The organism is Leifsonia sp. T36S-04 (assembly GCF_042465655.1).
Lineage (GTDB): Bacteria > Actinomycetota > Actinomycetes > Actinomycetales > Microbacteriaceae > Leifsonia.
Genome location: NZ_CP146286.1, coordinates 650,400 through 665,686, shown reverse-complemented (window position 1 = coordinate 665,686; position 15,287 = coordinate 650,400). Strand labels below are relative to the sequence as shown.

The following is a 15,287-nucleotide window of genomic DNA, read 5'->3' as shown; positions in this document are numbered from 1 at the left end:
CGTCAGTTCTCGGCGCGACCCCGTCGCCAGTAGCCCATGAAGGCGACCTGCGACCGGTCGATCCCGTGGTCTCGCACGAGCATCCGGCGGAGCGTCTTGACCGCGGCGGACTCCCCGGCGATCCAGGCGTAGAAGCCGCCGTGCGCGTTCTCCGTACTCTCCCAGAGCACGTCGAGGTCGACATCCACGTCGTCGAGGCCTTGCACCCCGGCCGCGGCCGCCGCCGCGACGACCCGCGGGTGCGCGGCCAGCCAGCGCTGGACCGCGGGTACCAGAGCGTCGCCGGTGACGGCGTCCTCCCCTCGGGCGAGCCACGTGACGCTCGCCTGGTCCGGCAGGCGCAGGTCGAGCACATCCTCCGGCGACGGCACCTCGATGAAGGCGCGCGCCCGACGGTCGGCAGGAAGCGCCTCGAGGATGGACGCGATGGCCGGAGCGGCCGTCTCGTCGCCGACGAGGAGCAGCTCGCGTGCGTCGCCCGGGCGCCAGTCGATCCCGACCCCCCGGTGGGGACTCCGGGCGTCCGGGCCGACCACGACGAGCTGGTCGCCGGGGCGCGCGGAGAGCAGCCAGCGGGCGGCGGGACCGCCGTCGCCGTGCGCGACGAAGTCGATGTCGAGGCGGCAGGCCTCCGGGTCGATGGCCCGGACGGTGTACGTGCGGAACGGGTTGCGCCGGTGCTCGGGCAGCCCGCGCCAGCGCTCGTACCAGTCGCCTGCGAGGTGCGCGTCTTCGTCGTCGGCCCCGAGATCCGGGAAGGTGCCGTCCGCCAGGGGGAAGAACAGCTTGATGCGCTGGTCGAGGCACTCGGTCCCGAAGTGCTCGAAGTCGTCGCTCCGGAACGTGACGCGGGTGAAGTGCGGGCTCAGCTTCCTGACCTCTGCGACGGTCGCGCTATAGGGCCGGTAGGCGGGCCTCGGGCGCTCCGTGCGGGTCGGTGCGAGGATGGTCACGGCGGTCTTCCGGGTCGGGTTCGGGACAGGATGCGGGACTAAGGTAAGGCTACACTAACCACCTGTCCGCCCTCCTGATGATGCACTGGATCGTGACCTCCGCACCCGATCGTTGCCAGAATGTCGAGCGACGGCCGCTCCGTTCGACGCCCCTGTGAAGCGTTCGCTATCGAGAGGACAGAGACGATGAAGGCAGAGACAATGAAATACATGATGTTCGTGATCACCGACAGCAATCCGGACACCGAGTCCGACGAGTCCGACGTCGACCTGTGGGTGGATGAACTGGACGCGAGCGGCAAGCGCGTCATCGGCGAGGTGCTGCAGGCTCCGGCCGAGTCGCGCGTCGTGCGCGTGCGCGACGGTAAGCGCTACGTCACCGACGGGCCCTTCGCCGAGACGAAGGAGTGGATCTGCGGATTCGACATCCTCGAGGTGGACAGCCTGGACGAGGCGATCGACATCGCGTCGCGCCACCCGATGGCACGCAACGGGCAGCTGGAGCTGCGGCCGTTCATGCAGTGGGAGGAGACCACCCCCGCGTGAGCGATCGGCCGGTCGTCGTCACGGCAGCGGGCGCCGTCCGCGGCCGTGACGACGGCCGCGTCCGTGCCTGGCGCGGGATCCGCTACGCGGAGCCGCCGACCGGCCGGCTGCGCTGGCGGGGTCCCGTGCCCGCGGCTCCCTGGGTCGGTGTCGCCGAGGCCGTGCGGTTCGGACCGGCCGCGCCGCAGCGTCCCAACCCGTCCGTGCCCCTGGCGCCCGGTGAGCCGGGTGGACCCCGGATGGACGAGGACTGCCTGTTCCTCAACGTCGTCCGGCCCTCCGCCGCGCCGGCAGACGGACGGCCACGGCCCGTGATGGTCTGGCTGCACGGCGGCGCCTACGCTCTCGGCGCCTCCAGCCAGCTCGTCTACCGCGGGGACCGCCTGGTGGTCGACGGCGACGTCGTGCTGGTCACCCTGAACTACCGGCTCGGCGCGCTGGGCTTCCTCGACCTGACCGCGGCCGGCGTCCCCGGTGCCGAGACCAATGTCGCGTTGCGGGATGTCCTGCTCGCCCTGCGCTGGGTGCGCGACAACATCCACGCGTTCGGTGGCGACCCCGGAGCTGTGACCCTGTTCGGGCAGAGCGCCGGCGCCGGGCTGGTGACCGCTCTGCTCGCGTCACCGGCCACCGAGGGCCTCTTCCACCGCGCGATCGCACAGAGCCCGCCGGCGGGCTCGATGTACGGGCCGGAGCGGTCCGGGTCGGCCGCCCGCCGGTTCCTCACGCACCTCGGTCTGGGGTCCCACGACGGCGAGGCGGTCCGGGAGCTGCCGGTCGAGGCGATCGTGGACGCCGGAGCCGCGGTGTACGCCGAAGTGCCGCGCGAGCATCCCGGCACCCTGGCCTTTGCGCCTGTCGTCGGCGACGACCTCCTGTCGGAGCCGCCGCTACGTGTGCTGAGCGAAGGCCGGGGCCTGCCGGTTCCCCTCGTGGTCGGCACCAACCGTGACGAGGCGACCCTGTTCCGGCTGATGCGGTCGCCCCTGCTGCCGATCCGGCGACCGGCGCTAGAGCGGATGTTCGCCGCCATGCGCGACGAGCAGGAGCGGGCGGGAGGTGCAGACGGCATCCAGGTCCCGTCGCGTGAACGGGTGCGGGCCGCGTACGCGAACGCGCCGCTCTCACGGAATGTCCGGGTCGCCACCGACATCGCCTTCCGGATGCCCGTCCTCTGGCTGGCCGCAGGGCACTCGACCGTCGCACCGACCTATCTGTACCGGTTCGACTTCGCCCCTCCGCTGCTCCGGATCGCCGGCATCGGAGCCGCACACGCCACCGACCTCCCGTACGTCTGGGGCGAGTTCGGCGGACTGCCGCACGACCCGTCCTTCCTGCTGGGCGGGCGGCGGGCGGCAGCGGAGGTGTCGGCCCGGATGCGGGCGCGGTGGACGGCTTTCGCGCACGGCGAGGCTCCCGGTGAGGGATGGGCCGGCTACGACCGAGGAGAGCGCTCGACGCTGCTCATCGACCGCGACGACCGCGCTATACCCGACCTCGACGCCGCGCTCCGCGCCGGGTGGGGCGAGCAGATCCTGTCCTTCGGCTGAGCCTGCTCCTAGACTCGGCCGCATGGTGGTGCTGACGCTGATCGTGTTCGCGTTCGTCGTGTTCGCACTCGCCGACATCATCCAGCGGCCGAAGGACGAGGTGCGCGTCCTGCCGAAGGTCGTGTGGGTGCTCGTCGTCATCCTGCTCCCGCTCGTCGGCAGCATCCTGTGGCTGACGCTGGGTCGCGAACGCGCGGGATCGACGCGTCGCAGCACACTGCGGATGCCGGTCACGCGGTCGGCACCGGCCGCACCGCCGCACCCGCCCGCGCCTATGGACCCGGCCGAGGGCGACGCCGGGAGCACCGAGGCTCAGCTGGCCGCGCTGGATCGCGAGATCGCTGCGGCCGAGCGCGACCTCCGCATCCATCAGCTGGAAGAGGAACTGCGCCGCCGAAAGGATGCGGGCGGCGTCTCCTGAGCCGAGCCTGACAGTAACCTCAGCGTCGCGTCACGCGGGCGCACGCAGCTCGTCCTTAAGGTAAGGGCCGCATCGCGGCACCACCGAAGGAACGGGGAACGAGCATGTCTGACCATACGGCGCCCGAGGCACCGGGCACCCACACCCGGCGAGACGCTTGGCTGCGCCTTCGCAGGGTCATCGCCGAGGAGTACGCCGGAAAGCTCCCGGCTCTCATCCCGGTCGACGAGTTCGCGCGGATCACCGGGCTCACCCTGGCCCAGGTGCGGCACGCGACGACGACCGGCGATCTGGTCGTCTCACTGCGGGAGGGAAAGCGCGGCATAGCGCCCGTCGACAACATCCCGTTCCTGCTTCGCGAGCGGCTGCTGCGCATGCCGGCCGCTGCACCGCAGCGACGACGCCGGGCCGTCCGGTCCCTCACCGTGAGTCACGCGGCGTTCGAACGCGTGTGGGAGGAGGCGGTGCGCCGCTCGATCAGCCCGCAGGAGGCCCTCGACCGGCTTCTCACCGGGCGCGTCGACACCGGGGCGGCGATCGCGGCCGGTGCGACCAGGCGAGGCACAGGAGTGGGGCCGGCTGCGGGACTCGAACCCGCGACCGCTCGCTTACAAGGCGAGTGCTCTACCAACTGAGCTAAGCCGGCATGACGGTCGCCCGCCGCCACCATCCTAGGGCAGCCGCTCCACGGCCACAGTCAACGGCCACACGGCCTATGCGTACCGCGCGGTCAGGGGCTCGGCGTCGGCGTGGGGGTGGGCGTCGACGTGTACTCGTCGCCCTGCGCCTGGAGGATGAATGCCTTGAAGTCGTCCGCGCTCGTCAGCGAACCGGTGTACGGCTTGCCGTTGACGAGCACCAGGAGGGCGTTGGTCATCTTCGGCACGTCCGAGTTCGGGATGGGGCCGCTGAGGGCTCGATCGCTGGCCGTGGTCACCCAGCTCTTGAATCGGCCGTCATCGATGCACGAGTCGATCTGGCTCGAGCTGGTCGCGCCCGCAGCCTCGACGCGCTTCTTCAGCACCTCATCGCTCAGTCCGGGGCCGCCCTCGGCCGGCTGCTTCTCGAACAGCGACGCGTTGAACTTCCAGAACGCGTTCGGGTCGTAGTTGGCGACGCAGGCGGCGGCATTGGCCGCGCGGAGGGAGTACTTCGTCCCGGCCGAGTGGCTCGTGTAGATGGCGACCGGGTGCATCTCGACCGTCACCGCGCCGTTCTTGACGAGCGGCTGCAGCTGATCGAGGTTGGTGCGCTGGAAGTCGCCGCACAGCTTGCAGAGGTAGTCGGCGTAGATCCGGATGTCGACCGTGCTCCCCTTCGGATCGGGGGTGCTCGCGACCGGCTTGGCATCCGCCGCCAGGGACGTGGTGGTCTTCACCTTGAGGCCGGAGCCGACGACGACCCCGTCGCTCGCCATGTTCTTGGGGCCGGGAACGGTCGGACGGATCGCGCTCATGATCACGACGGCCACGATCGCCAGAACGGCGAGGACTCCGATCGTGATGCCGCCGCCGAGGAGAGCGCGACGGCGTCGCTCCTTGCGCTGGTGCGTGGTGCGGAGCTGACGAGCTTTCTCCCGGGCAGCCGCGCGGACATCGCCGGGCCGGCTGTCGTCGGGGTCGGTCATGTGACTCATATCTTCCGGATGCTGCTCTCGGGATCGAACGGGCCGCGCGGGGGACGCAGCGGACTGCGCGCTTTCGGCGCACACAACCGGGACAGCGTAAACCGGCAGTCTGGGAATCGACCAGACGACGGCTGGACGCGGTCGGTGCAGAGCACGTCCGCTGATGCCATATTATGGCCACGTGGCACCGACGCCATCGGATGTCGACGCCACACTCATCCATTCACAACGGATCGTCCGGCACGTACCTGCCGGTGAAGGAGAAACGAAGAACATGGCGACAGTCACCTACGACAAGGCCACCCGGCTCTACCCGGGATCCACCCGCCCGGCCGTGGACGCACTCGACCTGGACATCGCCGACGGCGAATTCCTCGTCCTGGTCGGTCCCTCCGGTTGCGGCAAGTCCACCTCGCTCCGCATGCTCGCGGGCCTCGAAGAGGTCAACGATGGCAACATCTTCATCGGCGAGCGCAACGTCACCGACGTGCCGCCGAAGGACCGCGACATCGCGATGGTGTTCCAGAACTACGCGCTGTACCCGCACATGACGGTCGCCGAGAACATGGGCTTCGCGCTCAAGATCGCCGGCGTCGGCAAGGAGGAGCGCGCCCAGCGCGTTCTGGAGGCCGCCAAGCTGCTCGACCTCGAGCCCTACCTCGGCCGCAAGCCGAAGGCGCTCTCCGGTGGTCAGCGTCAGCGCGTCGCCATGGGCCGCGCGATCGTCCGCTCCCCCCAGGTGTTCCTGATGGACGAGCCGCTGTCGAACCTCGACGCGAAGCTCCGCGTGCAGACGCGCACCCAGATCGCCTCGCTGACCCGCCGCCTCGGCGTCACCACGGTCTACGTCACCCACGACCAGACCGAGGCCCTCACCATGGGCGACCGCATCGCGGTCCTCAAGGACGGCGTCCTGCAGCAGGTCGGCACCCCGCGCGACCTGTACGCGCAGCCGAACAACGTGTTCGTCGCCGGCTTCATCGGAAGCCCGGCCATGAACTTGTTCTCGGCCGACGTCACCGACGGAGGCGTCAAGTTCGGCACCTCGGTCGTCCCGGTCGAGCGTGAGACCATCGCGAACGCCGGCCCGGCGGTCACCATCGGTGTCCGTCCCGAGGACGTCGTCGTGTCCGCCACCGAGGGCACCGGCCTGAAGGTCACGGTCGACCTCGTCGAGGAGCTCGGCGCCGACGGCTACCTCTACGGCCACTCCGAGATCGACGGCAAGCGCACCGACATCGTCGGCCGCGTCGACGGCCGCGTTCACCCGAACGCGGGCGACACCGTCTACATCACCCCGAAGCCGGGCCACGTCCACGCGTTCCACGCGGAGACGGGCGAGCGCCTCGGCGGAGCTGTCGTCGACTGAGCCGTCCAGGCTGATTCACTAGAGGAGCGATTCCTCACTCTGCCGCAGTCCGGATCGGGCTGCGGCAGAGTGCTTTTCTCACCACCGACCGGAGGACCACCGTGGCCGGATCCGTCAACATCACCGCAGCGACCGTCGACCCGGCGCTTCTCGATCTGCCGTGGAACATCCCCCTCGAGGATTGGTCCAACGAGCACATCGCACTGCTGCCCAAGGGCATCAGCCGGCACCTCGTTCGCTTTGCGAACCTCTCCGGCTACGTCATCGCCATCAAGGAGACGACGGCCGAGATGGCGCAGCGCGAGTACGACATGCTGCGCACCCTCCAGCGCTACGACGTGCCGTGCGTCGATCCGGTCGCGGTGATCAAGAACCGCACCGACGACGACGGGACGCCGCTCAACGCCGCCCTGGTCACCCGGCACCTGAAGTTCTCCCTCCCGTACCGCGCACTGTTCTCGCAGACGCTGCGTCCGGATACGGCCACCCGACTCGTGGACGCCCTCGCCGTGCTGCTGGTGCGCCTGCACATCGTGGGCTTCTTCTGGGGAGACGTCTCGCTGTCGAACACCCTGTTCCGGCGTGACGCCGGCGCTTTCGCCGCCTACTTGGTGGACGCGGAGACCGGTCAGCTGTACGAGGGCGGGCTCTCGAACGGCCAGCGCGAGAACGACCTGGAGATCGCCCGCGTCAACATCGCCGGCGAGCTGATGGATCTGGAGGCCGGCGGCCGTGCGGACGAGGACCTCGACCCAATCCGCCTCTCCGATGGCATCGTCGCCGCGTACCGGTCGCTCTGGAAGGAGCTGACCGGCAGCGAATCGTTCTCGTCGTCGGAGCGCTGGCGCATCAGCGAACGCGTCGAGCGCCTGAACGAACTGGGCTTCGACATCGAGGAGCTGGCGATCAAGACCTCGGAGGAGGGCACCAAGGTGCGCATCCAGCCGAAGGTCGTCGACGCCGGGCACCACCAGCGTCGCCTCCTCCGACTGACCGGACTCGACACCGGCGAGAACCAGGCCCGGCGCCTGCTCAACGACCTGGACTCGTACTCTGCGACGGTCGGCAAGGAGGGTCTGGACGAAGAAGCGATGGCGCACGAGTGGCTGCTGCGCGTCTTCGAGCCGGTCATCCGCTCCATCCCGGCCGACCTGAAGGGCAAGCTGGAGCCGGCCGAGGTGTTCCACCAGCTCCTGGAGCACCGCTGGTTCATGTCGCAGAAGGAGGGACGCGACGTTCCTCTGGCCGAGGCGCTGACCTCCTACATCAACGACATCCTGCGGCACCGCCGCGACGAGGCGACCGTCATCGCCCCGCCGACGGAGACCATCTCCATTCCGGTGATGGGCGCCGCCGCCGTGGACGATGACGACGACGAGGACGACTGGCGCTCGAAGGTCTGACGGCCCCGCTCAGGTGCCGGAGCGGCCTTCGGCGCGCAGCTTGGAGATCTCGTAAAGGGTGACGCTCGCGGCGATGCCCGCGTTCAGCGACTCGGTCGCGGCGCTGATCGGGATCGACACGACGGCGTCGCACGTCTCGGTCACCAGGCGGGAGAGGCCCTTGCCCTCGCTGCCTACGACGATCGCGACCGGCCGGTCGGCGAACGACAGACCCGGGAGGGACGTGTCCCCTCCCCCGTCGAGGCCGAGGACGAAGACCCCGGCCTTCTTGAAGTCCTTGAGCGTCTGGGTCAGGTTCGCCGCCATGGCGACCGGTGTACGCGCCGCGGCGCCCGCCGAGGTCTTCCAGGCGGAGGCGGTCATGCCGACCGAGCGGCGCTGCGGGACGATGACGCCCTGGCCGCCGAAGGCCGCGGTCGACCGGATGATCGCTCCGAGGTTGCGCGGGTCGGTGATGCCGTCGAGGGCGACGAACAGCGGCGTCTGGCCCGCACGGATGGTCCGGTCCAGGAGGTCGCTGGGGTGGGCGTACTCGTACGGCGGCACCTTGAGCGCTACGCCCTGGTGCACGGCGTCGCGTCCGGCCAGCCGGTCGAGCTCGGGCCGCATGACCTCGAGCATGGGCAGATTGCGGCGAGCGGCGATGGAGAGGATCTCCTTCATCCGGTCGTCGAACTCCACCCGGGCCGCGATGTAGAGCGTGGTGGCCGGGATGTCCGCACGCAGGGCCTCGAGCACGGAGTTGCGACCCGTCACGATCTCGCTCTCGTCGCCGCTCTTGGCGCGGCGCGAGGCGCCGGACGCGCCGCGCGGCGCGGTGTCGCGGCCTCCGCGTAGTGCCGCCTTGGCTGCCGCCCGCTCGCGCAGGGCCTTCGCCTTGCCGGCGGGGTGGTAGTCGCGGTCCTCCGCCTTCGGGGTCGGTCCGCGACCCTCCAGGGCCTTGCGGCCGTGACCGCCGGTGCCCACCTGGGCGCCCTTCTTGCTCTTGCGCACCGCCCCGGCACGGGGCTTTCCACCCGAGTTCTTCATGATCCGATGCTCCAATGCGACCCCGTCGGGGTGTCTTCGATGGTTATTCCTGCCGCGGTCAGCTCGTCGCGGATGCGATCGGCTGCCGCGAAGTCTCGTGCGGCCCGGGCGTCCTGCCGGTCGGCCAGCAACCGGCCGATCAGCTCCCCGAGTGCGGACTCCGCCGCGTTCGAGCCGCCCACGCGCCACTGCGGCGACAGCGGGTTGATGCCCAGCACCTCCGTCATCGCGAGCGCGTGCCCGCGGGCGGTGGCCGCCGCCTCCAAGTCTTCCGCATCCAGTGCCGCGTTCCCTGAACGCACGGTGTCGTGCAGCACGGCGAGAGCCTGCGGCACCGCGAGGTCGTCATCCATCGCCTCCGCGAAGGCGTGCGGAATGACCTCCACACCATGTCCTGCGAAGCGGGTGCCCGCCAGCCGGCGGTCCACGCGCTCGAAGAAGCCGGCGATCCGGTCGAGGGCAGCTTCAGCCTCGCTGAGCGAGCCGTCATGGAAGTCGATGGTGGAGCGGTAGTGCGCCGAGCCGAGGTAGTAACGGACAACGAGGGGACGCGCAGCCCCGAGCAGATCGGCCGCATAGACCGAGTTGCCCAGCGACTTGCTCATCTTCTGCCCGTTCACGTGTACCAGCCCGTTGTGGACCCAGTAGTTCGCGAAGGCGTCTCCGGCGGCCGTCGACTGCGCGAGCTCGTTCTCATGGTGCGGGAAGCGGAGGTCGAGGCCGCCGCCGTGGATGTCGAACTGCGGCCCGAGGTACCGCCGCGACATCGCGGAGCACTCGATGTGCCATCCCGGGCGGCCGTCCCCCCACGGAGAGGGGAAGGCTGCGGAGTCGGGCTCGTCGGCCTTCCGCCCCTTCCACAACGCGAAGTCGCGCGGGTCGCGCTTGTCGCGCGGGTCGGCGTCCGCGGCGGCCTCCATGTTGTCGATACTCTGCCGCGTGAGCTGGCCGTACGACGGCCAGCTCCTCACGTCGAAGTACACGTCGCCGGAGCCGTCGGCGGCGACATAGGCGTGGTCGGCGGCGATCAGGCGCTCGATGATCTCCTGCATCTGCGGGATGCTGGCGGTCGCGCGTGGCTCGTAGGTCGGCGGCAGAACCCCGATCGCCCGGTAGGCGTCGGTGAACTCCAGCTCGAAGCGGTACGCGAGCGCCCACCACTCCTCGCTGCCGCCCTCGGCCTGCGCCGCGGCGGCGTTGGCGAGGATCTTGTCGTCGATGTCGGTGACGTTGCGCACGAGGGTGACGTCGAGACCCCGGTAGGTCATCCACCGGCGCAGCTGGTCGTACACCAGGGCCGAGCGCAGATGCCCGATATGCGGGGACGACTGAACGGTCGGGCCGCATACGTACATGCCGACCTCGCCGTCGCGCAGCGGGACGAAGTCGCGCAGGGCGCCCGCCTTCGTGTCGAAGAGTCGCAGAGTCACGCCCACCAGCCTAGAGGGCGAGGCGGCTAGGAGGCAGCGCGCTGCGCGAGCTCCTCGTTCACCGGGGCGAACGCGGCCCGGTCGAGCAGCAACTCGATGTGCGCGATCCGGCCGTCGCGCACGGTCAGCAGTTCGACGCACCGCACCGCTCCGGCCGAGGTGTCGGTGACGAAGTCGTAGATCACGCAGGCCCGATCGCCGGCGCTGAACACCTCGCGGATCTCGTTGCGCACGAGGGCGGGCATCAGGCGGTGAAGCGCGGCCCGCCATCCCTCCTTGTCGAGCGTCGACCCGGCGAACTCCGCGACGAGCGCGACATCGAGCAGATCGTCGAGGAGGTCTTCGTCGTGCGCTCCCACCACCTGGATGTAGCGCCGCGCAACGGTCTCCGCGTCGGTGACTGCCATGTCCGTCCTCTCCGCACCCCGGTCCCGGGACGCTCCCGAGGCCACAGTAGGCCCGGCCGCCGACCCTGGCGAGTGCGTCAGGACAGCAGGAGGGCGGTCGCCTGCGCGGTGATGCCCTCGCCGCGACCGGTGAAGCCCAGTCCGTCGGTCGTCGTCGCGCCGATCGACACCGGTGCGCCGAGGATGGCCGACAGCCGCTGTTCCGCCTCGGCCCGTCGCGGGCTGAGCTTGGGACGGTTGCCGATCACCTGCACGGCGACGTTGCCGATCCGGAACCCGGCCCCCTCAACGCGTCGCCGCGCCTCCGCCAGAAAGACGTCGCCGTGCGCTCCCGAGAACCGCGGGTCGCCCGTCCCGAACACCTCGCCGATGTCGCCGAGTCCCGCCGCCGACAGCAGCGCGTCGACGATCGCGTGAGCGACGGCGTCACCGTCGCTGTGGCCGGCGAGGCCGGGCTCACCCGGCCAGTGGAGACCGGCCAGCCACAGTTCGGCGGACGGGTCGAAGGCGTGCGTATCGCTGCCGGTCCCGATCCGGGGCAGGGCGGTACCCGCGAGCAACTCCTCCGCCCGCCGCAGGTCCCACGGCGTCGTGACCTTGAACGCGTGCGCGTCGCCGGGCACCACATCCACGCGGAAGCCGGCCGCCGCCACCAGTCCCGCGTCGTCCGTCTCGTCGCTCTCGGCGAGCGCATATGCGGTCAGCAGTTGCTCCCGCGGGAAGCCCTGCGGCGTCTGGACCGCGGCGAGCGCCGAGCGGTCGACGGTCTCGTGCACCGCGCCGTCCGCGCCGACCCGCTTCATGGTGTCGCTGACCGGGAGCCCGGGGACGACGCCGTAGCCGCGCTCCAGGACGGCGTCGACGACGGCGTCGAACAGCGTCGCCGGGGCGAGCGCCCGCGCGGCGTCGTGCACGAGGACGACCTCGGTGTGCGGGTCGACGACCGCGAGTCCCTCCCCCACCGATCGCTGCCGGGTCGCTCCGCCGGCCACGACCGTGACCGGGCGTCCGTATGCGCGCTCGGCCAGCTCCGTCGCCTCCGCCAGCAGGTCCGCCGGCGCCACGACGATCGGGTGCGCGTCGTGCCGCATTCCGCGCACGGCATGCAGCGAATGCTCGAGCAACGTCCGCCCCTGCAGGGTCACGAACGCCTTGGGGAGTCCCGCGCCGAGTCGCGTCCCGGAGCCGGCGGCGACGATGACGACCGCGACGCGCGGCCGGGAGATGCTGTCCACTCGCCCACCGTACCGCCCGCCCCGCCGCGCGAGGGAGCCACACACGACGAAGCCCCGCCGCACAGTGCGTGCGGCGGGGCTTCGCGATTCGTCGGGAGCGGGCTAGGAGGCCAGCACCTCGTCGAGCAGGCTCGAAGCCTTCTCGTCGTCGGTCTTCTCGGCCAGCGCCAGCTCAGAGATCAGGATCTGCCGCGCCTTGGCGAGCATGCGCTTCTCACCGGCGGACAGACCGCGGTCCTGGTCGCGGCGCCACAGGTCGCGAACGACCTCGGACACCTTGATGACGTCGCCCGAGGCGAGCTTCTCAAGGTTCGCCTTGTAGCGGCGGGACCAGTTGGTCGGCTCCTCGGTGAAAGGAGCGCGCAGGACCTCGAACACGCGGTCGAGGCCTTCCTTGCCGATGACGTCGCGGACGCCGACCAGGTCGACATTCTCGGCGGGAACCTCGATGGTGAGGTCGCCCTGAGTCACATTGAGCTTGAGGTAGAGCTTCTCTTCACCCTTGATGATTCTCTTCTTGACTTCGGTGATCGTTGCGGCACCGTGGTGCGGATAGACGACTGTCTCGCCAACCTCGAAAAGCATAGATTTGTTGTCCCTTCAGCAATGAATAGGATACCACACGAGCCTCGTGCTAAGGTTCGCCCCCGCGCCTCCCGAGGCCCCGGGAGCCTCCTCCCGATGGGATAGAGTTGCACTGAAAATTCCACCGGGAGGGTCATCCGTGAAAGCTCGAGTCGCGACGTCCGTCGCCCTCGCCCTGGCCGTCGCACTCGGGACCGCAGGATGCGGTTTCGTCGCTCCGCAGGCCACCACCAAGCACTACGACGCGAGCGACGGGGTGAGCGGTTCGGTCGGCACGGTCGACGTCCGCAACGCGATCATCGTGACGGATGCCAAGAACGGCACGGTGGGCAACCTCGTGGTCACCCTGGTGAATACGGGCGACGCGGCCCGGCGTGTGGCGATCAGCGCCGGCGACGGCAGCTCGTCCGCCGCGCACGTCACCGTGCAGCCCGGTCAGGTCAAGCAGCTCGGCCAGGACCCGGAGAACGGCGGCTCCAGCAACGTTCTCATCCCCGAGTTCACCACCAAGCCCGGCGGCCTCTACTCGGTCTTCTTCCAGTACGGCGACCAGACCGGCGTGAACCTCAAGGTTCCCGTGCTCGACGGCCAGCTGCCCGAATACAACAGCCTCGTGCCGCCGACGATTCTGCCGTCTGCCCGGTAGAGGTCACCCCACACATCACGAAGCCGCCCGGCGCAACGCACCGGGCGGCTTCGTCGTCTCCGCGCTCAGGCGTTGAAGCGGTACCCGAGCCCCCGCACGGTGACGAGCATCCGCGGCTCGGACGGGCTCTCCTCGATCCGCGACCGGATGCGCTTGATATGCACGTCGAGTGTCTTGGTGTCGCCGAAGTAGTCGCTCCCCCACACCCGGTCGATCAGCTGACCCCGGGTCAGCACCCGGCCGGCATTCCGCAGCAGCAGTTCGAGGAGCTCGAATTCCTTCAGCGGCATGGAGATCTCGGACCCGTTCACGGCGACCGTGTGGCGGTCCACATCCATTCGCACGGTCCCCGCCTCCAGCACGCTGTCATCCTGCAGTGCCTCCTCCTCGACCCGGCGGCGCATGACCGCACGGATGCGGGCGAGCAGCTCGCGGGAGGAGTACGGCTTGGTGACGTAGTCGTCGGCGCCGAGCTCCAGCCCGACCACGATGTCCACCTCGGAGTCCTTGGCCGTCAGCATGATGATCGGGACACTCGAGCGGGTCCGGATCTCGCGGCACACCTCGGTGCCCGGGATGCCGGGCAGCATCAGGTCGAGCAGGATGAGGTCCGCGCCGTTCCGGTCGAAGGCGGCGAGCGCACTCGGTCCGTCCTCGGCGACCTCCACCTCGTAGCCCTCGCGCTTGAGCAGGTAGGCGAGCGGCTCGCTGAGCGCGCCCTCATCCTCGACGAGCAGGATGGATGTCACTGGTTGTCTCCTATCGGGGTCCGGGCAGTGGAGGCTTCGGGCAGGCGGATCGTGAACGTCGAACCGCGTCCGGGCTGCGACCAGACGCGCACCTCGCCGCCATGGTTCTGGACGGCGTGCTTGACGATCGACAGGCCGAGCCCGGTTCCGCCGGTGTTGCGGGAGCGGGCCTGATCGACGCGGAAGAATCGCTCGAACACGCGATCCAGGTCCTCCTCGGGGATGCCCTCGCCCTGGTCGGTCACGGCGATCTCGACGACCCCGCCGGCATTGCGGACGCCGATCCCGATGCGCGAGTCATCGGGCGAGTACTGGATCGCGTTCGAGATGAGGTTGTGCACGGCGGTGACCAGCAGGGTCTCGTTGCCGAACACCTGCGCCTGCTTGTCGCCGCGCATGGCCAGCTCGATGTTGCGGGTCTCGGCCGCCACCCGGTTCTGGTCGATGGCGGCCTTGACCACCTTGTGGGCGGAGAGCTCGGTGGCCGTGCCCAGCGCATCCGTCGCCTGGAGCCGGCTGAGCTCGATGATGTCCTGGGTGATCCGGGCGAGACGCTGCGCCTCCTCCGAGAGCCGGAGGGCGAAGCGCCGCACCTGGGCAGGATCGTCGGAGGCGTCGTCGAGCGCCTCCGCAAGCAGGCCCACCGCCCCGATCGGAGTCTTCAGCTCGTGGCTGATGTTGGCGACGAAATCGCGGCGCACGGCGTCGAGCCGGTAGGACTCGGTCCGGTCCTCCGCGAGCAGCAGGACGTAGCGCGACCCCAGCCGCGCCACCCGCACGCTGAGGTGGATGTTGGCGTCGCCGAACGGGCCGCGGGAGAGTTCGCACTCCTCGGTGATCGACTCGCCGGTGCGCCGCACGCGGTCCACCAGGTTCACGAGCTGCGGATGCACGAGCGCGCCGTTCCACACCAGGCCGATCGAGTGCGCGCCGGGCGAGGCCTTGATCACGTTGTTGGACGGGTCGAGGACGACTCCGGCCGACTCCATCGCGTCGAGCACCTGTTCGACGCCGTCCGGCACCGCCGGGTTCGCCACCTGGACCGCATTGTGGCCGCGACGCTCCGCGATGTGCAGGATCCACACGAAACCGGCGCCGACGGCGAGCCCCAGGCCCAGCGACAGCAGCACCAACCCGGCGGAGTCCATGGCCCCAAGCGTAGGTGATCACGCTGGGCCCGCTGAGACGGATGCCGCCACCGGCCGCGTCTTTTCGCGGGTACGTTAGACACTGTTCAGTCGGACGGCACCGTTTGTTAACCTGCCCTCGGGAACATTCGTAGGCGGTCAAAAGACCGGCATGTCGTGTGCCCGCACACGCAAGGAAGGAACACCCCC

At 69.9% G+C, this 15,287-nt stretch carries 15 protein-coding genes and 1 tRNA gene; 6 read left to right on the top strand and 10 right to left on the bottom strand.

The features are described 5' to 3' along the window. Positions 1-2: 2 nt before the first annotated feature. A complete protein-coding gene (locus tag P3F85_RS03300; protein ID WP_374009830.1) occupies positions 3-953 on the bottom strand; it encodes a siderophore-interacting protein in 951 nt (316 codons plus the stop codon). Positions 954-1,139: 186 nt separating this feature from the next. Between P3F85_RS03300 and P3F85_RS03295 the strand changes: the two genes are divergently transcribed. The 3 genes from P3F85_RS03295 to P3F85_RS03285 are packed head-to-tail and all read left to right on the top strand — an operon-like array spanning position 1,140 to position 3,470. Further along, entirely contained in the window at positions 1,140-1,499 is a 360-nt protein-coding gene (locus P3F85_RS03295) for a YciI family protein (protein WP_374009829.1), read from the top strand. Beyond that, positions 1,496-3,049, top strand: coding sequence for a carboxylesterase/lipase family protein (locus P3F85_RS03290; protein WP_374009828.1), 1,554 nt, complete (start codon positions 1,496-1,498; stop codon positions 3,047-3,049). Before P3F85_RS03295 ends, P3F85_RS03290 begins: the two co-directional genes overlap by 4 nt. A gap of 22 nt (positions 3,050-3,071) precedes the next feature. Further along, positions 3,072-3,470, top strand: a complete 399-nt coding sequence (locus P3F85_RS03285; protein ID WP_374009827.1) for a PLDc N-terminal domain-containing protein — start codon at positions 3,072-3,074, stop codon at positions 3,468-3,470. A gap of 570 nt (positions 3,471-4,040) precedes the next feature. Here P3F85_RS03285 and P3F85_RS03280 read toward each other — a convergent pair. Next, a tRNA-Thr gene (locus P3F85_RS03280) sits at positions 4,041-4,116 on the bottom strand. A gap of 84 nt (positions 4,117-4,200) precedes the next feature. After that, positions 4,201-5,097, bottom strand: a complete 897-nt coding sequence (locus tag P3F85_RS03275; protein ID WP_374009826.1) for a DsbA family protein — start codon at positions 5,095-5,097, stop codon at positions 4,201-4,203. Positions 5,098-5,371: 274 nt separating this feature from the next. On the opposite strand from P3F85_RS03275, the gene P3F85_RS03270 reads away from it, so the two are divergent. Both P3F85_RS03270 and P3F85_RS03265 read left to right on the top strand, forming a co-directional pair. Next, a complete protein-coding gene (locus P3F85_RS03270) occupies positions 5,372-6,466 on the top strand; it encodes an ABC transporter ATP-binding protein (RefSeq protein ID WP_374009825.1) in 1,095 nt (364 codons plus the stop codon). Between the two features lie 101 nt (positions 6,467-6,567). Continuing rightward, complete coding sequence (locus P3F85_RS03265; protein WP_374009824.1) at positions 6,568-7,869, top strand: DUF4032 domain-containing protein; 1,302 nt, start codon at positions 6,568-6,570, stop codon at positions 7,867-7,869. Positions 7,870-7,878: 9 nt separating this feature from the next. Here the strand turns inward: P3F85_RS03265 and rlmB are convergent, their stop codons facing one another. From rlmB to P3F85_RS03240, 5 genes are all read right to left on the bottom strand, one after another. Continuing rightward, positions 7,879-8,898, bottom strand: a complete 1,020-nt coding sequence (rlmB, locus tag P3F85_RS03260) for a 23S rRNA (guanosine(2251)-2'-O)-methyltransferase RlmB (protein WP_374009823.1) — start codon at positions 8,896-8,898, stop codon at positions 7,879-7,881. Further along, positions 8,895-10,328, bottom strand: coding sequence for a cysteine--tRNA ligase (gene cysS / locus P3F85_RS03255; protein ID WP_374009822.1), 1,434 nt, complete (start codon positions 10,326-10,328; stop codon positions 8,895-8,897). Before cysS ends, rlmB begins: the two co-directional genes overlap by 4 nt. Before the next feature lie 26 nt (positions 10,329-10,354). Next, positions 10,355-10,735, bottom strand: coding sequence for a nuclear transport factor 2 family protein (locus tag P3F85_RS03250; RefSeq protein ID WP_374009821.1), 381 nt, complete (start codon positions 10,733-10,735; stop codon positions 10,355-10,357). Between the two features lie 77 nt (positions 10,736-10,812). Beyond that, a complete protein-coding gene (gene ispD / locus P3F85_RS03245; RefSeq protein ID WP_374009820.1) occupies positions 10,813-11,970 on the bottom strand; it encodes a 2-C-methyl-D-erythritol 4-phosphate cytidylyltransferase in 1,158 nt (385 codons plus the stop codon). A 102-nt stretch (positions 11,971-12,072) separates the two neighbouring features. After that, entirely contained in the window at positions 12,073-12,555 is a 483-nt protein-coding gene (locus tag P3F85_RS03240) for a CarD family transcriptional regulator (protein WP_021763858.1), read from the bottom strand. A gap of 139 nt (positions 12,556-12,694) precedes the next feature. On the opposite strand from P3F85_RS03240, the gene P3F85_RS03235 reads away from it, so the two are divergent. After that, entirely contained in the window at positions 12,695-13,201 is a 507-nt protein-coding gene (locus P3F85_RS03235) for a hypothetical protein (protein ID WP_374009819.1), read from the top strand. A gap of 65 nt (positions 13,202-13,266) precedes the next feature. Here the strand turns inward: P3F85_RS03235 and P3F85_RS03230 are convergent, their stop codons facing one another. Both P3F85_RS03230 and P3F85_RS03225 read right to left on the bottom strand, forming a co-directional pair. Beyond that, complete coding sequence (locus P3F85_RS03230; RefSeq protein WP_374009818.1) at positions 13,267-13,950, bottom strand: response regulator; 684 nt, start codon at positions 13,948-13,950, stop codon at positions 13,267-13,269. Continuing rightward, positions 13,947-15,098, bottom strand: coding sequence for a sensor histidine kinase (locus P3F85_RS03225; protein WP_374009817.1), 1,152 nt, complete (start codon positions 15,096-15,098; stop codon positions 13,947-13,949). Before P3F85_RS03225 ends, P3F85_RS03230 begins: the two co-directional genes overlap by 4 nt. Positions 15,099-15,287: the final 189 nt, after the last annotated feature.